Genomic DNA, 21,739 nt, shown 5'->3' with positions numbered 1-21,739 from the left:
TGCCTTGAGAGAAGCTGAGACTTCCTATTCCGACGTGTTGGACCATGTTTATGGTTAATTCCTTGCTTGAAGGTTAACGGTTTCCGGCCCGTAGTCGGAATCGCTAAAATGCAACCAACACGCTAATCGCCGCTGCTCCGCACTGTTTTACTGTGCTGGAGACAACAGGTTTTTAATCACAAGAGTTTAGAATTGCCGCTCTACTTGTCGTCCAGTATCGAAGCGAAGGTCAAATAGGCGCGAACCGCGCAAGCTGCACCGTCACAGGTACAGGCGACATCATGAAGATGCGTCCACGGGAATGAGCAATGATTGTTCTTGGAATTAGTGCCGCCACCATCGCAATCCTCGCAATGACCGCGATCTCGATCGTCATCAATCTCGAACATAGACGGGCGGCAAACCGCAACATTTTCTGACGCGCGGTCTTTCGACCAAGCCCAAGAATATCCGCCGGATTCTACTTCATCTATCGAGCGAAGATGCGCTTGCAGCCACATGCTCAGCGGTCAAGCGCTGCCATTTCCGTGCGTAACCGGCATAGCCTTCCGGAACCGCTTCCGAGAAGACTTCGGCACCCGTCCTGATCCGGGCGCCTGCGACGAGGCAGGCTGCACCAAGGCTCGTTCCGGTGCTGCTCAGGCTGTTGGCGAGCGCCGGCCGGCCGGTCGCAGCGGCCAGCATCCGCAGATAGGCGGCATTCGCGGCGAAAGGCCCTTCCACGACGATTTCTCCCCTGGCGCCGATGAGATCGAGGCAGGTCGCCGTCATCAGGGCGAGATGGAAGGAGACGGCGGCAAGTCGTTCGGGCGGGGCGAGGTCTGCCTCGTTCACCGTCCAACGCGGCCGTGCCGAGGGAAAAGGGCCGGAGCCGCCCAGAACCGACGGCAGCAGCATGTAGCCTCCCGCAAGCACGCGCGCTTCGGCTTCGGTCGAGGCCGGCGGCGGATTGTCGCCGACGAGCATCGAGAAGGCGCGGCCGCCCATGAAGCGGGCAGACGGCACCGGGTCGCCAAGCGCGTTGACATTGATCAGCGTGTCGCGGGTTTCATCGAGCTCCGCCTGCTCGCCGCCGATCGCCAGCATCACCACCCAGGTTCCGGTCGAGACGACGGAAAACGGTGCCCGGCGTGTCAACAGGTGCGGCAGCAGCGAGGCGTTCGAATCGTGAATGCCGCAATAGACCGGCAAGCCGGATGGCAGCCCCGCGGCCGCGGCCAGAGGAGGCAGCAATCCGCCGATCACGTCGCCCGCCTTGCGCACAGGCGCGAACAGCCGCGCCCAACCCTGTGCCTCGACCAATGTCGAAAACGCCGCGGTTAGAGGGTTCCAGAGATCGGTATGACAGCCGAGCGAGGTCAGCTCGTTGGTGGCAACGCCAGTCAGGCGGTAGGACCAGTATTGCGCATAGGTGAGGATGGTCGCAACCTTGGCGAACTGCTCGGGAAACGCACGCTGCTGCCAGAAAAGCTGAGCACCGACATTGAGCCCCATCGGCAGGCGGGCCGACCCGGTTTCTGAAAAGGCTGGACGCGCCCGGCCATATTCCTCGGCGAGCGCGTCCGGGCCGGCAAATTCGTAGTCGAGGACCGGCAGGGCGAGTTCGCCCGCTTGATCCAGCAGGACCGCTGTCGCCCCATGTGTTGTGACTGAGATCGCATCCACCGGATGTACACGGTGCAGCTCTGCAAGGCCCCCAAGAATGAACCGCCAGAGATGCTCGACGTCGAAGTGGGGATAGAGCCCCGCCTCCACGACGATGTTGGGCGTCTTGCGGACGGCGATCTCCTCGAAGCGCGCGAGGTCGACCAACGCGACCTTGGCGTTTGTCTTGCCGATATCGATGACGGCGACGGTCTTCATGTCAGCTGAGATGGAAGACGGTCTTGAGCGGCACGGCGACCGGCTCGTTGTCGGCACGGGTTTCCATGATGTCGGCCATATGGGCCCACCATTTCTGCATCACCTGGTGCGACGGCAGATCGGCCATCTGGTGATTGTCCGTCCGCCAGAGAACGCCGAAGAGCAGGTTCGTCTCCTCGTCAAGATGGATCGAGTAGTCCGATATCCCGGCGTCTTTCAGCAGAGCCACCAGCTCGGGCCAGATCGCGTCGTGGCGCGCCTTGTATTCCTCGGCCATGCCTGGATTGAGCCGCATGCGGAACGCGTATTTTTCCATGGGAGAAACCTCAATGCGCGAGACGGCGGGCGCGCCGCCACAGGATCGGCAGGGCGATCACCGAAATCAGCAGCAGGCCGATGAAGATCGACATGACGATGCCCGGTACGTTCAACAGGCCGAAACCGAAGGTGACCATGCCCATGATCAGCGCCGCCAGCACGACGCCGGGTATGGTTCCCGAGCCGCCGAGAATGTTGACGCCGCCGAGCACGACCATGGTGACGACCTCAAGCTCCCAGCCGAGCGCGATCGAGGGGCGCGTCGAGCCGAGGCGAGAGGTGAGGCAGACCGAGGCGAGGCCAGCCATCAGGCCTGTCAGCAGGAACAGCGTGAACTTCACCCGCGCCACCCGCACGCCGGAAAAGAGCGCCGCTGTCTGGTTGTTGCCGATGGCATAGACGGCGCGGCCGAAATTCGTCTTGTGGAGCAGCACGCCATAGGCGACGGCGAGCAGCACGAAGAGCGTGAACTCGAAGGAGAAGACCCACCAGACATAGCCCTGGCCGAACCAGGCGAAGCTTTCCGGATAGCCGGTGAAGGCCTGGTCGCCGAGAATGATGAAGGACAGGCCTCGAAACAGGCTCATCGTGCCGATCGTCACGACGATCGACGGCAGACCGAGGCCGGTGATCAGCAATCCGTTGATGGCGCCGCAGGCAAGCCCGACGGAAAGACCGATCGCGACAAGCGCCGGGGTATCGACGCCGAGTTGCACCGCATAGCCCATGGCCGTCGAGGCGAGCGCGATGATCGAGGCGACCGAGAGGTCGATCTCGCCCGAGATGATCACCAGCGCCATGGCAAAGGCGATCATCGCCTTTTCGGTAAAGTTGAAGGTGGCGTCGGAGAGATTCCACGGGTCCAAGAAATAGGGCGAGGCAAAGGAATTGCCGAGGAAGATGAGGGTAGCGACCACGATGAGCAGCGCCTCCCAGCTCTTCATCAGGCGGGCGCCGCCTGCCTCGAGGCGATCCGGGATATTGCGGGGAGAGAGTTGAGCGTCAGCCATCAGACCGCCTCCGCTTTCTTGAGAATGACCCGGCCCTTGCGCCGCTCGGCGCGGGCGTTGACGGCAACGGCAATGATGATGACCGTTCCGGAGATCGCCATCTGCGCGAAGGGCGAGATATTGATGACGGGAAGCGCGTTTTTGATGACGCCGAGGAAGAGCGACCCGAGCACGGCGCCGGCCACGGAGCCGATGCCGCCGGCGATCGAAATGCCACCGATGACGCAGGCCGCGATGATGTCGAGCTCGAAGCCGGCGGCGATGTCGACATAGGCGACCGCATAGCGCGACACCCAGAGATAGCCCGAAAGGCCGGCGAGCGCGCCCGACAGGCAATAAGCGAAGAAGCGGGTGCGGCCGACATCGATGCCCGTATAGACGGCGGCGTGCGGATTGCCGCCGACCGCATAGAAGGCCCGGCCGAGCGGCATCCGGCTCATCACCAGGAACATGACCGCGATCATCAGCAGCGACAGCCAGGACAGTACAGGCACGCCGGCGAGATCGAGCCGCGGCAGCGCCTTGAAGGCGTCGCTCATCTCGTGGGCATTGATCCACTTGCCGTCGGTCAAGAGGAAGATCAGGCCGCGATAGATCGTCAGCGTTCCGAGCGTGACGACGATCGGCGGGATGTCGAGCTTCCAGACGAGCGTGCCATTGATCATGCCGAGCAGACCGCCGAGCGCCATGGCGGCAAGAATGATGAGCGGGATCGGCAGGCCGGGAAAGGCGGCGTTCAGCATGGCGGCAACCATGCCGCAAAGCGCCAGATTGGCCGCCATCGACAGATCGATGCATCGGGTGAGGATGACGGCCATCTGGCCGAGCGCCAGGATGATCAGGATCGACGTGTCGTTGTAGACCCGAGCGAGGTTGGAGGGTCCGACGAATGCCGGAAAGCGCAAGGCGATCAAGGCGAGCAGCACGGCAATCGCGCCGACGAGCAGGATCTCGCGGTTCTTGAGGAGCTTGGCGATCATCCGGCCCTCCCGTTGCGTTGCGCTTCAATGCCCGCTGCCGCGCGCACCAGCTTTTCGGCCGTTAGTTCGGAGCGTTCGAAGCGGCCGGCAATCCGGCCCTCGCGCATGACGATGACGCGATCGGACATGCCCATGATCTCGGGGATTTCCGAAGACACCATGATGACGCTCAAGCCTTGCGCCGCGAGCTCGCTCATGAAGGCGTGGACGGCGGCCTTCGAGCCGATGTCGATGCCCTTCGTCGGCTCGTCGAGAATGATGACCTTGGGCTTCGTCGCCAGCCACTTGGCGATCACCACCTTCTGCTGATTGCCGCCGGAGAGCGTGCCGACGTCCTGATCGAGCGAAGCGGCGCGGAGATCGAGGCGGGATGTATACTCGCGCGCCAGCGCGAACTCGTTGGCGAGCTTCAGGAAGCCCGAGCGCGAGGTGTGGGAAAGCGACGGCAGGGTTACGTTCTGGAAGATCGGCATGCCGATGATCGCGCCCTGGCGGCCGCGTTCCTCCGGCACATAGACGATGCCGGCGCGGATCGCCTCGGCCGGACTGCGGATGACCAGCACCTCGCCATTGAGCCTGACGGCACCCGCCGATGGCCGGGTGATGCCGATCAGCGACTGCATGAACTCCGAGCGGCCAGCGCCGACCAGGCCGTAGAAGCCGAGGATTTCGCCGCGCCGCAGCTCGAAATTGATGTCCTCGAATTCGGTCGGGTGGCGGTAGCCGGAGACGGTCAGCACCGGATCGCCGATCCTGACGTCCTTCTTGGGATAGACGGAATCGACCGCACGGCCGACCATCATGCGGACGAGATCGTCCTGGTGAACGTCGGCAATCAGCCCCTCGCCGACCATCGTGCCGTCGCGGAAGACCGTGTAGCGGTCGGCGATCCGGAAGATCTCGTCGAACTTGTGGCTGATGAAGAGGATCGCCTTGCCTTCGGCCTTGAGCCGCTCGATGAGCGCGTAGAGCTCATGGATTTCCTTGTGCGACAGCGCCGCCGTCGGCTCATCCATGATCACGACCTGCGCATCGACGGACAGCGCGCGGGCGATCGCCACAAGGTGCTTCTTGGCGATGCCGAGATCGCGCAGCCGGATCGTCGGATCGAAATCCGCGCCGGCCCTCTGCAGCAGGGCCTTGGCATCGGCATTGAGCTTCTGCCAGTCGATGAAGCCGAAGCGGTTGCGCGGGGCGTGGCCGAGGAAGATGTTTTCCGCAACGGAGAGCTCGTCGAAGAGAACCGTCTCCTGATGGATCGCCGTGACCCCGGCCCTGGCCGCGGCAAGGGCGGTGGGGAATGTGGTTTCCGTATCGGCGACCCGGATCACGCCGGCATCGGGTTGATAGATGCCGGTCAGGATCTTGACGAGCGTCGATTTGCCGGCGCCGTTCTCGCCGATCAGCGCCGTCACCGAACCCGGATAAAGCGCGAGGGAGACGTCGGAGAGCGCACGCACGCCCGGGAAGGACTTCGATATGCCCTCGAGCGTGATGGCGGGCTTCATCCGCGATGTGGTTGGTTCCTGCAACAAGAGAGAGTCCACCAAGTCAGTCGGCCAGCCCATCGGGGCGCCTTCGATTGTCAGTTGCCCCTCGCCCTGGCCCTCTCCCCGTTTTGACGGGGAGAGGGGACCCCTTCGCAGTGCGCGGTTTGCGCCGGCGTTGGTGAGGGTGAGGGCGAGACGCGGCCGCTTGGTCCCTCCTCCCCGACAAACGGGGAGAAGGTGGCCGGCAGGCCGGATGAGGGGCATATACCGGTCGCGCCGATCAGAAGATCTTCGCAAATTCCTCGACGTTCTTGGCATCATAGACGAACGGGTCGGCCATGGCGCCTTCATTGTTGTCGTCGAGCTTGACGGTACCCATGCGGCCCATCTTCAGTTCCGCGCCGGGCTTGGCTTCGGCCCCGCCGATAAGATCATAGGCGATCATCGTTGCCGAATAGCCGAGGTCGATCGGGTTCCAGATGGCGAAGGACTTCGAGGCGCCGGACTTGACGTGACCGGCCATTTCGGACGGCAATCCAAGACCCGTGACGTTGATCTGGCCGATCTTGCCCGCGTCGGTGACGGCCTGAGCGGCGGCGACGATGCCGACCGAGGTCGGCGCAATGATCGCCTTCAGGTTCGGATAGGACTGGATGAGGCCTTGCGTCTCGCGATAGGACTTGTCGGCTAGGTCGTCGCCATAGACGGTCGCCACGACATTGATGCCCTTGTAGTTGCCCTGGACCTTCTTCATCTCGGCAATCCAGGTGTTCTGGTTAGTGGCCGTTGCCGAAGCCGAGAGCACGGCGACGTCGCCGCCCTCCGGCAGGTTATCGGCGGCGAGCTTGATGATCATGTTGCCGATCAGCGGGCTCGACGACGGGTTGAGATGCATCAGCCGGCCTTCCTTGGCGACACCCGAATCCCAGGAAATGACCTTGATACCGCGGTCCATCGCCTTCTTGAGCGCCGGCACGAGCGCGTCGGTGTCATTGGCCGAAACCGCGATCGCATCGACCTTTTGGGCGATCAGCGAGTTGATCACCTCGATCTGCCCCTCGGCGGTCGTCGAGGTCGGACCGGTATAGATGATCTCGACGTCGCCGAGTTCCTTGGCCGCTTCCTGGGCGCCCTTGTTGGCGGCCTCGAAGAAGCCGATGCCGAGCGCCTTGACGACGAGGGCGATCTTCTTGTTCTCCGCATGGGCGGCGTTTGCCATGAGCGCCGCGGCGACGGCGGCCGTCACCATCAATGATTTCAGAACTTTCATCACTTTCTCCTCCCTTGGGCCTGCATCCGGACTGGATGCATCAATCCGACCCGACAACTTCATCTGGCGGTCTTGCTACCGGCTTGCCCGGTCAGGCCGCCTCCCTTTCCCCCTCACCACCCGCTCAGGCGGATGTCGAAGCAGTTTCCGCGTCGACCTTCGGCCTCGCATTGGCGATGACAAGGTTGACGCCAGCGCTTTCGAGCATCGAGGCATGCCTGTCCTCGATGCCCGAATCGGTGATCACAGTGGCGATGCGCTTGAGGCCGCAGAGAATGAGGCTCGAGCGCTTGTGAAATTTCGAGGAATCGGCGAGTACGACGAGCTCGTCGGCCTGGTCGATCAGCTTCTGCTCGGCCTGGATCAGCAGCGGGTCGGCCTCCATCAGGCCGAGCGGCCCGAGCCCCTGCGCCCCCATGAACATCCGGCGCGCATAGAAATTGCGCGTCACGTCGTTGTCGAAGGGGCTCAGGATGATGTTCTGCTCGCGGTAGATCGTGCCCCCGGAAAGCATCACCGTGTTTTTCGAGTGCTTGAGCAGGTGCTCAGCGATCGGGAACGAATTGGTAAAGACCTGCATCCGGCGGTTGGCGAGGAAATGCACCATCTGGAAGGTGGTCGTGCCGCCATTGATGATGATCGGCTCGCCGTCCTGGCAGAGCGCCACCGCTTCGCGGGCGATCGCCTGCTTCTCGCGCGCATGCAGGCCCTCGTTGACGCTGAAGGGCCGGCCTGCAAGGCCGACGAATTGCGGTGGGTTGATCGCCTCGGCGCCGCCGCGCACCCGGCGCAGCCGTTTCTGCACATGCAGCGCCGCCACATCGCGGCGGATCGTCGCCTCGGAGCTGCCAGTCAATTCGACGAGCTCGGGCACGGTGACGACCGGCTTTTCCTGCACTGCCGACAGGATGATCCTATGTCTTTCTTTCTCGTGCATGCGCTCCTCCGATGTTCTGCATGCTTCCATCAGTCCCGCGCATTGTCAATCAGTTTCAATCATCTTTTTTCATTGTGCGCTGCAGTATGAACGTTTTTGATCGTTTTTGATTGACATTTGCGCATCGAGCGTGTGATCTGATGCCATCGTATCGTCGCGGCCCGAGTGCCGGCGGCTAGCTTACCGGGAGGAATTCGAGATGCTCGACAAGCAACAGGGCGCACGCCTGGCCAATCTCTGGGACGACGCCAAGGCGGCGGCGATGAGCGAAGCGGAGCGGCTGCTCTACCGCTCCAATCTCCTCGGTTCCGACAAGCGCATTACCAATTACGGCGGCGGCAACACCTCCGCCAAGGTGATGGAAAAGGACCCGCTCACCGGCGAGACGGTGGAGGTCCTCTGGGTGAAGGGCTCGGGCGGCGACGTCGGCACGATCAAGATGGACGGCTTCGCCACCCTCTACATGGACAAGCTGCGGGCGCTGAAGGGCATCTATCGCGGCGTCGAATTCGAGGACGAGATGGTCGGCTACCTGCCGCATTGCACCTTCAACCTCAATCCGCGCGCCGCTTCGATCGACACGCCGCTGCACGCCTATGTGCCGAAGCCGCATGTCGACCATATGCATCCGGACGCGATCATCGCCATCGCCGCCTCCAAGAACAGCAAGGAACTGACCAGGAAGATCTTCGGCGACGAGATCGGCTGGCTGCCGTGGAAGCGGCCGGGCTACGAACTCGGCCTGTGGCTCGAGAAATTCTGCCTCGACAATCCGAAAGCCCGCGGCGTCGTGCTCGAAAGCCACGGCCTGTTCACCTGGGGCGACACGGCGAAGGAAGCCTACGAGACGACGATCGAGATCATCAACCGGGCGATCGCCTGGTTCGAGGCGGAAAACACCGCCCCCGCCTTCGGCGGAGAGGCGAGGCCGGCGCTCGGCGCTGCCGAGCGCGCGGCGATCGCCAAGAGGCTGATGCCAGTGATCCGCGGACTGATCAGCACCGAGGAAAAGAAGGTCGGCCACTTCGACGACAGCCAGTCGGTGCTCGACTTCGTGACCTCGACCGATCTGGAGCCGCTCGCCGCACTCGGCACGAGCTGCCCCGACCATTTCCTGCGCACCAAGATCCGGCCGCTGGTGGTCGACTTCGACCCGGCCCAGCCGGACGTCGAAAAGACGCTTGCCGGCCTTCCGGAGGCGATCGCCGCCTACCGTGCCGACTACGCCGCTTACTACGAGCGCTGCAAGCGCGCAGACAGCCCGGCGATGCGCGATCCGAATGCCGTCGTCTATCTGGTACCCGGGGTCGGCATGATCACCTTTGCCAAGGACAAGGCGACGGCGCGGATCTCCGGCGAATTCTATGTCAATGCAATCAACGTGATGCGCGGCGCCTCCGGCGTGTCGACCTATGTCGGCCTGCCCGAGCAGGAAGCCTTCGACATCGAATATTGGCTGCTCGAGGAAGCCAAGCTCCAACGCATGCCGAAGCCGAAGAGCCTCGCCGGGCGCGTCGCGCTCGTCACCGGCGGCGCCGGCGGCATTGGCAAGGCGACCGCCAACCGGCTGATGCAGGAAGGCGCCTGCGTCGTTCTCGCCGATATCGACGAGGCGGCGCTCGGGGCCGCCCAGAACGAGCTTGCCGCCCGCTACGGCAAGGATTTCGTCCGCTCCGTCGCCATGAACGTGACCAGCGAGGCCGCGGTCGAGGCCGGCTTCGGCGCTGCGCTCCTTGCATTCGGCGGCCTCGACATTCTCGTTTCCAATGCCGGGCTCGCTTCGTCGGCGGCGATCGAGGATACGACGCTCGCGCTCTGGAACAAGAACATCGACATTCTCGCGACCGGCTATTTCCTGGTGTCGCGCGAAGCCTTCCGCATCTTCCGCAGCCAGAAGGACGGCGGCAATATCGTCTTCGTCGCCTCGAAGAACGGCCTCGCAGCCTCGCCGGGCGCGTCGGCCTATTGCACGGCCAAGGCGGCCGAGATCCATCTTGCCCGCTGCCTGGCGCTGGAGGGCGCCTCGGCGCAGATCCGCGTCAACGTCGTCAACCCGGATGCGGTGCTGCGCGGTTCCAAGATTTGGACCGGCGAATGGAAGCAGCAGCGTGCGGCGGCCTACAAGATGGACGTCGACGATCTCGAGGCGCATTACCGCGAGCGGTCGATGCTGAAACTCAGCGTCTTCCCGGAAGACATTGCCGAGGCGATCTACTTCCTCGCCTCAGACATGTCGGCGAAATCGACCGGCAACATCGTCAATGTCGACGCGGGCAACGCCCAGTCCTTCACGCGCTGATCGGGAGCAAGCCATGACCAACATGATCAGCACGTCGGTGATCGAGGCCGAGAATGGCAAGCGGCAGGAAGCGCTCACGCGCGACTACGAAACCCTCGGCGAACGGCTTTCGCGGCGCGGCATCGACATCGACGCCATCAAGCGGAAGGTCGCCACCTACGGCGTCGCGGTGCCCTCCTGGGGTGTCGGCACCGGTGGCACGCGTTTTGCCCGCTTTCCCGGCCAGGGCGAGCCGCGCAACATCTTCGACAAGCTCGAGGACTGCGGCGTCATCCAGCAACTGACCCGGGCGACTCCGACCGTGTCCCTGCATATTCCGTGGGACAAGGTCGCCGACCTGGCGGCGCTGAAGGAAAAGGGAGCCTCCCTCGGCCTCGGCTTCGACGCGATGAACTCGAACACCTTCTCCGACGCCCCGGGCCAGGCGCATTCCTACAAATTCGGTTCGCTCACCCACACCGATGCCGCGACGCGCCGCCAGGCGGTCGAGCACAATCTCGAATGCATCGAGATCGGCCAGGCGCTCGGCTCGAAGGCGCTGACGGTCTGGATCGGCGACGGCTCCAACTTTCCCGGTCAGAGCAACTTCACCCGGGCCTTCGAGCGCTATCTCGACTCGATGAAGGTGATCTATGGGGCGCTTCCGGATGACTGGCGCGTCTTCACCGAGCACAAGATGTACGAGCCGGCCTTCTATTCGACGGTGGTGCAGGACTGGGGCACCAACTACATGATCGCCCAGGAACTCGGGCCCAAGGCGTTCTGCCTCGTCGATCTCGGCCATCACGCCCCGAACGTCAATATCGAGATGATCGTCGCCCGGCTGATCCAGTTCAAGAAGCTCGGCGGCTTCCATTTCAACGACTCGAAATATGGCGACGACGACCTCGACACCGGCTCGATCGATCCCTACCGGCTCTTCCTGGTGTTCAACGAATTGGTCGATGCCGAGACGCGCGCCGCGGAAGGTTTCAGTCCGGCGCATATGCTCGACCAAAGCCATAACGTGACCGATCCGATCGAGAGCCTGATGGTGAGTGCGACGGAAGTCGGCCGTGCCTATGCTCAGGCGCTCCTCGTCGACCGCCGGGCGCTCGACGGCTACCAGCTGGAGAACGACGCGCTGATGGCCTCGGAGACGCTGAAAGCTGCCTTCCGCACCGATGTCGAACCGATCCTGGCCGCGGCCCGCCTCGAAAATGGCGGTGCGATCGCGCCGGTCGCGACTTACCGGGCAAGCGGCTATCGGGCCCGGGTGGCGGCCGAACGGCCCGCTGTTGCCGGCGGTGGCGGCGGTATCGTCTGAATATCCGAGGTGCAGGCCACGGTTCGGCAAGGGTAGCCGGCCGCGGCGGGCATCCCTTTTGCGCAGAAAATCATCCCCGATCGCAATCTCCCCTATCTGCCCGCAAGGGATGAGCTATGTTTCCTGCAGCCACAACCGAAAGGAAGCATTGATGGGCATTGAAAGCATTCTGGTATTTCTGATCGTCGGCGCCGTCGCCGGCTGGCTCGCTGGCCTGATCGTCAGCGGCTTCGGCTTCGGCCTGATCGGCAACATCGTGATCGGCGTCATCGGCGCGCTGATTGCCGGCTATCTGTTTCCGGCCGTCGGCATTACGCTCGGCACGGGCATCCTCGCTGCAATCCTCCATTCGACCATCGGCGCGGTCATCCTGCTGGTGCTGATCCGGATCGTCAAACAGGCCTGAAATGGCGATTTCCGACGCGGGATTCACCTACCATCGGAACCGGTTTGAGGACAAAATCATTCAGCAATGACAAGTGCCACGGCGATCCTTGTCCGGCTGACGGGGCGCTGGAGCGATCCGCGTAAGAGCCGCGGATCGCCACTCGATGAAGCTGCGGAGGGAAAGATGACCGAGTTCTATGCGGAAAAGATCGAAACCGCGCTGCAATCCTACATGAGCGATCATCCCGCCGCCTTGACGCGCCAGGACGCGATCTCCACGATTCTCGAAAACTGGTTTGCAAGCCACGGCTACCTGCCGCCGCAACAGGAGGGTTTGCGTCCGGAAGAACTTGACGCGTCGAACGACGACTGAAACATTCCCCTTCCTCAGCAGACCGTCGGCCGCATTCGCCGCGGATATCCTTTTTTCAGATCGCAGCACCGGCCTTTCGATGACCCTGACCTCCGTCAAAGAGTTCTTTTCCGAGCACGCCCCCGACATCGACGTCATCGAGCTCCCGCAGAGCACCGCCACGGTGGCGCTTGCGGCCGAGGGGCACGGGGTCGAGCCGGCACAGATCGCCAAGACGCTGGCGCTTCGCGTCGGCGACGACGTGATCCTGATCGTCACCCGCGGCGACGCCCGTCTCGACAACAGGAAATACAAGGCCCGCTTCGGCACCAAGGCGCGCATGCTCGGCTTCGGCGAGGTCGAAGCCGAGACCGGCCATCCGGTCGGCGGCGTCTGCCCCTTCGGCCTTGTGAAGCCGCATACGGTCTATTGCGATGAATCCTTGAAGGCATTCGACGTCGTCGTGCCCGCTGCCGGCGCAATCAACGCGGCCGTCCACATCAGCCCGCAGCGCATGGCGGAGCTGACCGGCGCGGAATGGATCGACGTGTCGGAGACCTGACCTTCCGGCCGCGGCGGCCGAGATGCGGCCAGCATGCGATCCTATAAAACGGCGATTAGGACCATGAGCGAGCCGAACGAAAGCGCGGCCATGAGGCTCAAAAGCACCTTCATCATGTGCATTGTCATCTGCGTTGACCCTTGCCCCGCTTCCAATGGGAATAAGCGAAGGCGCAACTTGACGGCCCGTCGCCGACAACCGGCGTGCCGATCCCTCCCATCGACATTAAGAATTTTCCGACAAGTTGGTTAATAAGTCATCCTGTCAATGCGGATTAGCCCCCTTGTTCCAGATGCGAAGGAAAGCATTTACCCGGACCGTTGCTTGCGGGATAATTGCCGAATAGAAGCGGATTCAAACTTCGAAGGCGCGTCCCGAGACGCGCCTGACGGTCGGGAAGCCGGTGGGCATTCCCCGACCGGATCGGTACGGAACAGCGCGACGGTGCGAACGGCCCTCACGGAAACATCGGCTGCCGCCGGAAAGCCCCTTAAGGAAAAGGGCGTGCTGCGTGTCGGATTCATTCTGGCGCGCAGCTTCACGCTCAGCGCCTTCTCGCTCTTCGTCGATGCGCTTCGCCTGGGAAGCGACGTGGAGGACAAGTCGGGGCGCGTCAACTGCGACTGGGAAGTGCTCGGCAGCACGAGGAACTTCGTCATGTCGAGTTGCGGCATCCAGGTGGCGCCGACCGCGCCACTGCGGCCGCCGACGGAGTTTAGCTATATCGCCGTCGTTGGCGGACGGCTCAACGTCGCCGAACCGCTGGACCGGGAAACGACCGACTATCTCCACCGCGCCGCGCGCGCCGGCGTGCCGATCATCGGCGTTTGTACGGGAAGCTTCGTTCTCGCCGAAGCCGGTGTGCTCGACGGCCATGCCGCCTGCGTGAGCTGGCTTCATCACAACGAATTCCGCGGCCGCTTCCCGGCGATCGAGGTCACCTCGAACCGGATCTTCGTCGAGGACGGCAACATCATCACCTGCGCCGGCGGCAGCAGCGTCGCCGATCTCGCGATCTACCTGATCAGGAAACATGTCGGCGAAGACGCCGAACGCAATGCGCTCGAAATCATGCAGATCACCCGTCGCCGCGAGGCGAGCGAAATGCAGCCGCGCAATCCGCTCGGCCCCGTTCCGGTGCAGGACAAGCGGATCAGCCTCGCGCTGATGGTCATGGAGCAGCATCTCGAAGATCTGATCGGCATCGACGACGTGGCCAATGTCCTGGGTATATCGCGCCGGCAGCTCGAGCGCCTGTTCCAGAACGAGCTCGGGGCGACGCCGATATCCGTCTATCTGAAGCTCCGCCTTGACGCGGCGATGCGCCTCGTCGCGTCCACCGACAAACCGCTGATCGAGATCGCGCTCGAAACCGGCTTCGAGAACGTCTCTCACTTCATTCGCAAGTTCCGCAAGGCCTTCTCGATCACGCCGGCGGCGGCACGCAAGCAACTCGCTGCCGCCCGCGGCGCGCCAGGCCGAAAAGGCTAAATGCTTTAATTTAGGTCGCGAGGTAGGCCGCAATCACTGCCGCTATCTGATCGGAGTTCAGGGCGTCCATCTGGGAGTCCACCAGCGCGTTCAGCTGGGTGCTTGACAGGTTCGAGATGTCGTCCGTTGACAGCCCCGCGACACCGGATGAACTGAACGAGGAGACATCTTCCGCCGAGAAAGTTGCCAGATCCTCGGTCTCCAATGCCGCGACCTGCGCCGAGGTCATCGCGCTGACCTGCAACGACGTCAAAGCCTCCGCCTGGTCGGTCTTCAAGGCGGCGACGATCCGCGTACTCAGCCCCGATATCGCGCTGGTGCTCAAGGCGGCTATATGATCAGTGGAGAAGAGAGCTATGTCTTCCGTGCCCAGGGCCGCCGCCTGTATGGCGTTGAGGGCGCCGATCTGCGCGGTGGACAAGGTGGCGATCTGGGCAGAGCTCAGCGCTGCAATCTGGTTGTAGCTCAGCGAGCCGACCTGGCTTGCTCTCAAGGCTGCGATCTCGTCCGTGGAGAGCGCTGCGACAAAACTCGTGGACAATCCCTTTATGGCCGCCGCGCTGATCGCCTGCAGCTCCCCGATCGAGAAGGTTGCGAGGTCCTCGGTGGTGAGGCCCGCAAGCCCGTCCGCGCTCAAGGCGGCAATCTGATCCGTGGACAGCGCATCGATCTGCTCGGCGCTCATGGCTCCGATCTGGGCGCTGCTCAGGCCGGCGATGCTGGCGGTGCCCAGGGCGGCAATCTCGGCGGTGGAAAGGCCAGCGATGAATTCCGTGGGCAGTCCGCTGATGGCGGCTGAGCTGATCGCCGCGAGCTCGTCGGCGGAGAAGCCTTCCAGGTCATCCGTGCTCAGCCCCGACAGCGCATCCGAGCTCATGGCGGCGATCTGGACGGTGGTAAGGGCCTCGACCTGATCGTCGCTCAAGGCACTCACCTGATCGCTGCCGAGGCCGGCAATACCCGCCGTGCTCAGCGCGGCAATCTGTGCGGTGGAGAGTACCGCGAGGTCGTCGGTGCTCAGTGCCGCCACCTGCTTGGAGCCGAGACCGCCGATCTGCGCCGTCGACAGTCCCTCGATCTGGTCGGTGCTCAATGCATTGATCTGGGCAGTGGAAAGGCCCGATATGCCGGCCGAGCTCAGGGCCCCGATCTGATCGACCGAAAGCGCAGCGATCGTGTCGGTGGACAGCCCCAAGACGGCAGTTGAACTGATCGCCGCTATTTCCTCCGTCGAGAAGGTCTCCAGATCGTCCGTGCCGAGCACGGCCATCTGCTTCGAACTCAGTGCGGCAATCTGGATCGAGGTGAAAGCCTCGACCTGGTCGGTGTTCAAGGCGTGGATCTGGGCCGTGGAAAGGCCGGCGATGCCGCCGGTGCCGAGCGCCGCGATCTGATCCTCCGAAAGCGCCGCGATCGTGTCGGTGGACAGCCCCGCCACCGCACGCGAACTGATCGCCGCGATGTCGTCCGTCGAGAAGGTCTCCAGATCGTCCGTGCTCAGTGCGGCGATCTGCGTCGAACTCATCACCGCGACCTGGGCGGAGGTCATGGCCTCGAGCTGATCGGCATTCAGCACGTCGATATGGGCGGTGGAAAGGCCGGCAATTGCAGCTGTATCCAGGGCGGCAATCTGGTCCGTGGAGAGAATGGCAATGTCGTCCGTTCCCAGCACCGCCACCTGTTTGGAGCTGAGCGCGGCGATCTGGTCGGTCGACAGCGCCTCGAGCTGGCCGGTGCTCAAAGCCTGGATCTGGGCGGTGGAAAGACCGGAAATGCCGGCTGCGCTCAAGGCGGCGATCTGATCCGCCGAAAGCGCCACCAGCGTGTCGGTGGATAGTCCCGCTACGGCGCTCGAACCGATCGCGCCGATATCCGCGCTCGAAAAATTCTCCAGATCGTCCGTGCTCAGCGCCGCAATCTGCGTCGAACTCATCACCGCGACTTGCGCGGTGGTCAGAGCCTCGAGCTGATCGGCGCTCAGTGCTTGGATCTGCGCCGTGGAAAGAGCTGCAACGCCGGCCGTGCTCAGCGCGGCAATCTGTTCCGTCGTAAGCGCCGCTATGTCGTCGGTGCCGAGCGCCGTCACCTGCTTGGAGCTGAGCGCCGCGACCTGGTCGGTCGACAGGGCCTCGAGCTGGTCGGCGCTCAGCGCGCTGATCTGGGCGGTGGAAAGATCGGCAATTCCGGCCGCGCTCAGGGCGGCGATCTGGTCCGCCGAGAGCGCCGCGATCATGGCCGTGGACAGTCCCGCGACGGCGTCCGAACTGATCGCCGCGATATCTGCGGTCGAGAAGTTCGCAAGATCATCGGTGCTCAAGGCGGCGATTTGCGTCGAACTCAACGCCGCCACCTGGCTGGTGGTCAGGGCTTCGAGCTGCTCGGCGCTCAGCGCATCGATCTGCGCGGCGGAAAGCACCGCGATGCCGGCCGTGCCTAGCGAGGCAACCTGGTCCGCCGCAAGCGCCGCCAGGTCGTCGGTGCCGAGCACCGCCACCTGCTTGGAGCTGAGAGCAGCGACCTGTTCGGTCGAGAGCGCCGCGAGCTGTTCGGTGCTCAACGCGTTGACCTGGGCGATGGTAAGACCGGCGACCCCGTCCGTGCTCAAGGCGGTGATCTGCTCCGCCGAAAGTGCCGCAATCGTGTCGGTGGACAAGCCGGCTATGGCACTCGAACTCAGCGCCGCGATCTCCGCGGTCGAAAAGCCCGCTATGTGATCCGCATTCAAGGCGGCGATCTGCTTCGAGCCGAGAGCGGCGATCTGGGTCGCCGTCAGGGCATCGACCTGGCCCGAGCTCAGGATGGCGATGTCCCCGGTGCTGAGGCCGCCGACACCGGTCGCGCTCAGGGCGGCGATCTGGTTGGTCGAGAGCGTCGCGACGTCATCCGTGCTCAAGGCATCGACCTGCCTGGAGGTGAGCGCTCCGACCTGGGCCGTGGTCAGGGCGGCAAGCTGATCGGTGCTCAGGGCATCGACCTGCTTTGTGCTCAGCGCCGCAACCGCATCCGTACTCAAGGCGGCAATCTGATCGGTGGAGAAGGCAGCGATGACATCGGTCGACAGAGCGGAAACGAGATCGGCGCCAATCGCCGCAACGTCGTCAACGGAAAGTGCCTTGATGTCGTCTGCGTCAAGGGCGGCGATTTGCTGGGACGTCAAGCCGCTGAGCTGCTCGGTCGACAGGGCGCCGATCTGGTCGGAACTCAGGACAGCGATCTGCTTGGTCGTCAGTCCCGCAACGGCAGCGGCGCTCAGGGCCGCGATCTGCTCGGTGGAGAGGGAAGCGATGGCAGCCGTGGAAAGCCCCGCTATGGCGCTCGAACCGATGGCCGCCATGTCCTTGGTCGAGAAGCCCGCCACGTCCTCCGTGCCGAGGGCCGCAAGCTGCGTCGAGCTGAGGGCGCCGACCTGGGACGCGGTCAGCGCCTCCACCTGATCGGTGCTCAAGGTGGCGAGCTGCTTGGTGGTCAGTCCGGCAACGGCAGCGGTATTCAAGGCTTCGATCTGATCGGTCGAAAGCACCTGGATATCGCTGGTGCCCAAAGCGGTGACGTGCGCCGAACTCAAGGCGGCAATCTGCTTGGTGCTCAGGGCGGCGAGCTGATCGGTGCCGAGCGCGTAGACCTGTGCACTGCTCAGGCCGGCAATGCCAGCCGTGCTCAGAGCGGCGACCTGAGCGGTGGAAAGCGCCGCGACGGCGGTCGTGGAGAGGCTGGACACGGCATCGGAACTGATTACCGCGATGTCCTTTGTCGAAAAGACCGCAATATCTTCCGCCGCCAGCACTTCGATCTGCGTCGCGCTCAAAGCGCCCACCTGTGTCGACGACAGGGCTTCCACTTGACCGGTGCTCAAGGCAATGAGCTGCTTTGTGGTCAGCCCGGTGATCGCCGCCGTGCTCAGGGCGGCGATCTGATCGGTCGAGAGAGCCGCAAGGTCGCTCGTGCCCAAGGCGGCGACCTGTGCCGAACCGAGCGCCGCGACCTGCTTGGTGCTCAAGGCGGCGAGCTGATCGGTGCTGAGCACGTTCAGCTGCGTGCCGCTGAGGCCGGCAATGCCGGCGGTGCTCAGCAGAGCGATCTCGCCGGTGGAAAGGGCGGCCACGACGGCCGTGGACAGTCCGGCCATCGCACTTGCGCTGATCGCCGCGATGTCCTTGGTCGAGAACACCGCTATGTCTTCCGTTCCGAGCGCCCCCAGCTGCGACGAGCTCAGCGCGCCGACCTGTGCCGCGGTCAGGGCTTCCATCTGGTCGGTGCTCAGGGCATCGATCTGCTTGGTGCTCAGCCCGGTGATCGCGGCCGTGCTCAACGCCGCGATCTGGTCGGTCGAGAACGTCGCAATATCGCTGGTGTCCAGCGCGGCGATTTGCGCCGAGCTCAGCGCGGCAACCTGCTTGGTGCTCAGCGCCACGATCTGGTCCGTCGAAAGGGCCTCGACCTGGTCGGTTGTCAGCTCGTTGATGCCCGCAGTGCTGAGCGCGGCGATCAGGTCTGAGGACAAGGCAGCGACGGTCTCCGTGCTCAGGGCGGCGACCTGCGTCGATTTCAGCGCCGCAACCTGTTTGGTACTCAAGGCAGCGACCTGGTCGGAGCTCAGCGTCGCCATCTGGTCCGTGCTCAAGCCCGCAATCGCTGCCGTGCTCAGCGCGGCAATCTGCGTGGAGGACAGGGCGGCCACAACATCCCCCGACAGGCCGGATATGGCCTTGGAGCCGATCGAAGCGATATCGGCGGTCGAGAAGCTTGCGATATCCTCTGGCTCCAGGGCAGAGAGTTGGGTGGAGCTCAGAACGGCTACCTGTGTGGTGGAAAGGGCGGCGATCTGATCGCTGGAGAGGGCGTCGATCTGATCGGTGCTGAGGCGAGCGATCCCCTTCGTGCTCAGCGCCATGACCTGGTTCGTGGTGAGGGCTTCGATGAGATCTTCCGTCAGCCCCGCAACGGCGCTCGAGCTGATCGCGGCGATATCGGCGGTCGAGAATGCCCCTATGTCCTCCGCACTGATGGCCGCGAGCTGGTCGGAGCCGAGGGCGGCAACCTGCGCAGAGGAGAGAGCCGCAACCTGATCTGAGGACAGGGCTTCTATCTGGCCGGCGGAAAGGCCGGCGACGGCTTTCGTGCCGAGCGCGGCAACCTGCACCGTGGTCAAAGCCGCGACATTGTCGGTGCTTAAGGCGGCAATCTGGGTCGAGCTCAAAGCTTTGAGCTGCGCGGTGGACAAGGCCGCGGCCTGGTCGGTCGCCAGGGCGGCGATCTGTGCGGTCGTCAGGCTGGCGACCGCAGTCGTGCTGAGCGCCGCTATCTGAGCGGTGGAAAGCGCTGCAATGGCGTCCGCGCTGGCGCCTGGGATGCCTTTGCTGGTGATCGCCGCGATTTCGGCGGTCGAGAACATGGCTATGCCGTCTTCCCCGAGTGCAGCAAGCTGCACCGAGCTCAGCGCTTTCACCTGGGATACGGAAAAAGCCCCCGCCTGCTCGGTCGACAGTGCGGCGATCTGCGCGCTCGTCAGGGCGGCGACCGAACTCGTGCTAAGCGCGGCGATCTGATCGGTGGAGAGGGACGCGATGACATCGGCGTCCAAACCTAAAATGGCTTTGTTGCTGATCGCCGCGATGTCGCCGGTCGAGAATGTGGCAATCCCCTCCGCGCCGAGCGCCGCAATCTGCTTGGCGTTCAGCGCCTTCACCTGCGTCACCGACAGCGCTTCGAGCTGGCCGGTCGTCAGGGCGGCGATCATATCGGTCGTCAGGCCCATGACGCCCTTGGTGCTGAGCGCCGCCACCTGGTCCGTCGACAGAGCCTCGAGGTTGTCCGTGCCGAGGGCGGCGACCTGCGCCGAACTCAATGTCCTCAGCTGTGCTGCCGAAAGCACCGCGAGCTGGTCGGAGGTCAAGGCGTCGCTCTGTGCGGTCGTCAGGCCCGAGATCGCACTCGTGCTCAGCGCCGCGACCTGAGCGGTCGAAAGGGCGGCGATCGCTTCCGTGCCCACGCCCTTGATGGCGAGGTTGGAGATCGCGGCGATTTCGGCAGTCGAGAATGTCGCGAAGCCGTCCGTGCCGAGCGCCGCAAGCTGTCTCGAATTGAGCGCCTTCACCTGCAGGGCGGACATCGCCTCGGCCTGGTCGGTCGACAGGGCGGCCACCTGCGCGGTCGTCAGGCTTGCGACCGCGGTCGCGTTCAAGGCGGCAACCTGGGCGGTGGAGAGCGCAGCGATGGCCTCCGTGGTCAGGCCCCATACGGCCTTGTTGATCGCCGCGATTTCGGCGGTCGAGAATGTCGCTATGGCGTCCGTCTCCAGCGATCCGAGCTGCGGGGCTGTCAGTGCCTTCACCTGTGAGACGGTCAGTGCCTCGACCTGGTCGGTCGATAGGACAGCGATCTGGCTAGTGGAAAGCCCCGAGATTGCCGAGGCGCTCAGCGCCGCGATCTGATCGGTGGAAAGCGCGGCAATATCGTCGGTGCCCAAAGCGTCGATCTGCGAAGCCTTCAGAGCCCCGACCTGGGCCGTGGTCAAGGCGGCGATCTGATCTGTGGAGAGGGCGGCGATCTGCGCGGTCGTCAGAGCGGCGACCGCACGCGTGCTCAAGGCGGCAATCTGATCGGTGGAAAGCGATTCGATGACGTCGGTCGGAAGGCCGGTCATGGCTTTGACACCGATGGCCGCCATGTCCGCGGTCGAGAAGGTCGCCAGATCTTCCTCGCTCAGAACCGAGAGCTGCAGCGCGCTCAGCGCTCCGACCTGGGTCGAGCTCAAGGCCTCCGCCTGCTCCGTCGACAGACCGGTGAGCTGCGTCGTGGTGAGGGCCGCAACCTGACTCGTGCCGAAGCTTTCGATGTCGGATTGATCGAGAACAGCGAGTTGCTCGAGCGTCAAACCCACGATGGCGCTTGGAGAGATGGCGCTCAGCTGCCGGGAGCTGAGAACATCGACATCCTCCGTGTCCAGCGCCGCGATCTGCGCCGAAGACAGAGCGCTGATCTGCTTCGTCGTCAGCGAGGCCACATCCTCCGTCGTCCAGGCGGCGACGGCCGCCGTCGAATAGGATTTGATCAGGCTGGGGCTCAGGGACGAAACGATGGAGGTCATGCGTGAAAACCCTTGGGTCCTAAATAGTCTCTGTGTGCCGTCGACCGTCCCGAAAGAGCCGTCCTTGCCGCAGTCTGGCCTTGCAGCAACGGCCGGCATCGCCTCTCCGGCGACCATCGAGATCGGATCGTCAGGAGGCTCGACGGCGGTCCGCGCTGGCTGTGGGAGGGATAGGGCCGGCTGCCGGCATGGGCGATCTCATGGCTGCAATTGGGATCAGGTTGCCCCGATCATAGTCAGCAACCTTGTGTCTGTCTGACCTGCAGCACGATCACGCCTTCGTTGCACCGGAATGGATCGGGCGGCGACGCATGGACATCGTGAGATTCAGCCGTCTGCCGATCGGAGTGCCTGCAATCGCACTTCCGCCAGCACAACAATCGCCCC

14 protein-coding genes are annotated in these 21,739 nt (G+C 63.8%); 6 read left to right on the top strand and 8 right to left on the bottom strand.

Features of this window, described 5'->3' with window-relative positions:
• Positions 1 to 465: 465 nt before the first annotated feature.
• The 7 genes from CO664_RS23385 to CO664_RS23355 form a co-directional block, all read right to left on the bottom strand.
• Positions 466 to 1,863 (bottom strand): FGGY-family carbohydrate kinase, encoded by a 1,398-nt coding sequence (locus tag CO664_RS23385; protein ID WP_097540057.1) that lies wholly within the window; start codon positions 1,861 to 1,863, stop codon positions 466 to 468.
• Between the two features lies 1 nt (position 1,864).
• Positions 1,865 to 2,179, bottom strand: coding sequence for an L-rhamnose mutarotase (gene rhaM / locus CO664_RS23380; protein ID WP_037423845.1), 315 nt, complete (start codon positions 2,177 to 2,179; stop codon positions 1,865 to 1,867).
• Between the two features lie 10 nt (positions 2,180 to 2,189).
• Positions 2,190 to 3,191, bottom strand: a complete 1,002-nt coding sequence (locus CO664_RS23375) for an ABC transporter permease (RefSeq protein WP_097540056.1) — start codon at positions 3,189 to 3,191, stop codon at positions 2,190 to 2,192.
• Complete coding sequence (locus CO664_RS23370; RefSeq protein WP_097540055.1) at positions 3,191 to 4,171, bottom strand: ABC transporter permease; 981 nt, start codon at positions 4,169 to 4,171, stop codon at positions 3,191 to 3,193. The genes CO664_RS23375 and CO664_RS23370 overlap by 1 nt, the downstream gene beginning before the upstream one ends.
• Positions 4,168 to 5,679, bottom strand: a complete 1,512-nt coding sequence (locus CO664_RS23365) for a sugar ABC transporter ATP-binding protein (protein WP_037423836.1) — start codon at positions 5,677 to 5,679, stop codon at positions 4,168 to 4,170. The genes CO664_RS23370 and CO664_RS23365 overlap by 4 nt, the downstream gene beginning before the upstream one ends.
• 262 nt (positions 5,680 to 5,941) lie before the next feature.
• Complete coding sequence (gene rhaS, locus CO664_RS23360) at positions 5,942 to 6,931, bottom strand: rhamnose ABC transporter substrate-binding protein (RefSeq protein WP_037423833.1); 990 nt, start codon at positions 6,929 to 6,931, stop codon at positions 5,942 to 5,944.
• Between the two features lie 124 nt (positions 6,932 to 7,055).
• Positions 7,056 to 7,868, bottom strand: a complete 813-nt coding sequence (locus CO664_RS23355; protein WP_037378547.1) for a DeoR/GlpR family DNA-binding transcription regulator — start codon at positions 7,866 to 7,868, stop codon at positions 7,056 to 7,058.
• A 199-nt stretch (positions 7,869 to 8,067) separates the two neighbouring features.
• Here CO664_RS23355 and CO664_RS23350 point away from each other — a divergent pair, with 199 nt between their 5' ends.
• The 6 genes from CO664_RS23350 (at position 8,068) to CO664_RS23320 (ending at position 14,265) form a co-directional block, all read left to right on the top strand.
• Positions 8,068 to 10,167, top strand: a complete 2,100-nt coding sequence (locus CO664_RS23350) for a bifunctional rhamnulose-1-phosphate aldolase/short-chain dehydrogenase (protein ID WP_097540054.1) — start codon at positions 8,068 to 8,070, stop codon at positions 10,165 to 10,167.
• A 13-nt stretch (positions 10,168 to 10,180) separates the two neighbouring features.
• Positions 10,181 to 11,473 (top strand): L-rhamnose catabolism isomerase, encoded by a 1,293-nt coding sequence (rhaI, locus tag CO664_RS23345; protein ID WP_097540053.1) that lies wholly within the window; start codon positions 10,181 to 10,183, stop codon positions 11,471 to 11,473.
• Between the two features lie 151 nt (positions 11,474 to 11,624).
• A complete protein-coding gene (locus CO664_RS23340; protein WP_097540052.1) occupies positions 11,625 to 11,879 on the top strand; it encodes a GlsB/YeaQ/YmgE family stress response membrane protein in 255 nt (84 codons plus the stop codon).
• Positions 11,880 to 12,044: 165 nt separating this feature from the next.
• Positions 12,045 to 12,233 (top strand): hypothetical protein, encoded by a 189-nt coding sequence (locus CO664_RS23335; RefSeq protein WP_037423818.1) that lies wholly within the window; start codon positions 12,045 to 12,047, stop codon positions 12,231 to 12,233.
• Positions 12,234 to 12,312: 79 nt separating this feature from the next.
• Positions 12,313 to 12,774, top strand: a complete 462-nt coding sequence (locus CO664_RS23330; protein ID WP_037424097.1) for a YbaK/EbsC family protein — start codon at positions 12,313 to 12,315, stop codon at positions 12,772 to 12,774.
• Positions 12,775 to 13,278: 504 nt separating this feature from the next.
• The gene (locus CO664_RS23320) at positions 13,279 to 14,265 is read left to right on the top strand and encodes a GlxA family transcriptional regulator (protein ID WP_234820319.1); all 987 of its coding nucleotides are present in this window, start codon (positions 13,279 to 13,281) and stop codon (positions 14,263 to 14,265) included.
• 10 nt (positions 14,266 to 14,275) lie between these two features.
• Here the strand turns inward: CO664_RS23320 and CO664_RS23315 are convergent, their stop codons facing one another.
• Positions 14,276 to 21,352 carry a hypothetical protein gene (locus tag CO664_RS23315; protein ID WP_097540050.1) on the bottom strand — a complete coding sequence of 2,359 codons (7,077 nt, stop codon included), beginning with the start codon at positions 21,350 to 21,352 and terminating at the stop codon, positions 14,276 to 14,278.
• Positions 21,353 to 21,739 lie beyond the last annotated feature (387 nt).

This window comes from Sinorhizobium sp. NG07B (genome assembly GCF_002532005.1).
GTDB classification, from domain to species: Bacteria; Pseudomonadota; Alphaproteobacteria; order Rhizobiales; family Rhizobiaceae; genus Sinorhizobium; species Sinorhizobium fredii_C.
This window is presented reverse-complemented; position numbering and strand designations above follow the sequence as displayed.

Excerpts from the sequence above, each read along its gene's own strand:
- CO664_RS23385 (WP_097540057.1), bottom strand. The coding sequence starts at position 1,863 with ATGAAGACCGTCGCCGTCATCGATATCGGCAAGACAAACGCCAAGGTC.
- CO664_RS23315 (WP_097540050.1), bottom strand. The coding sequence starts at position 21,352 with ATGACCTCCATCGTTTCGTCCCTGAGCCCCAGCCTGATCAAATCCTAT.
- CO664_RS23330 (WP_037424097.1), top strand. The coding sequence starts at position 12,313 with ATGACCCTGACCTCCGTCAAAGAGTTCTTTTCCGAGCACGCCCCCGAC.
- CO664_RS23370 (WP_097540055.1), bottom strand. The coding sequence starts at position 4,171 with ATGATCGCCAAGCTCCTCAAGAACCGCGAGATCCTGCTCGTCGGCGCG.
- CO664_RS23365 (WP_037423836.1), bottom strand. The coding sequence starts at position 5,679 with ATGAAGCCCGCCATCACGCTCGAGGGCATATCGAAGTCCTTCCCGGGC.
- CO664_RS23340 (WP_097540052.1), top strand. The coding sequence starts at position 11,625 with ATGGGCATTGAAAGCATTCTGGTATTTCTGATCGTCGGCGCCGTCGCC.
- CO664_RS23355 (WP_037378547.1), bottom strand. The coding sequence starts at position 7,868 with ATGCACGAGAAAGAAAGACATAGGATCATCCTGTCGGCAGTGCAGGAA.
- CO664_RS23350 (WP_097540054.1), top strand. The coding sequence starts at position 8,068 with ATGCTCGACAAGCAACAGGGCGCACGCCTGGCCAATCTCTGGGACGAC.
- rhaM (WP_037423845.1), bottom strand. The coding sequence starts at position 2,179 with ATGGAAAAATACGCGTTCCGCATGCGGCTCAATCCAGGCATGGCCGAG.
- CO664_RS23375 (WP_097540056.1), bottom strand. The coding sequence starts at position 3,191 with ATGGCTGACGCTCAACTCTCTCCCCGCAATATCCCGGATCGCCTCGAG.
- rhaI (WP_097540053.1), top strand. The coding sequence starts at position 10,181 with ATGACCAACATGATCAGCACGTCGGTGATCGAGGCCGAGAATGGCAAG.
- rhaS (WP_037423833.1), bottom strand. The coding sequence starts at position 6,931 with ATGAAAGTTCTGAAATCATTGATGGTGACGGCCGCCGTCGCCGCGGCG.
- CO664_RS23335 (WP_037423818.1), top strand. The coding sequence starts at position 12,045 with ATGACCGAGTTCTATGCGGAAAAGATCGAAACCGCGCTGCAATCCTAC.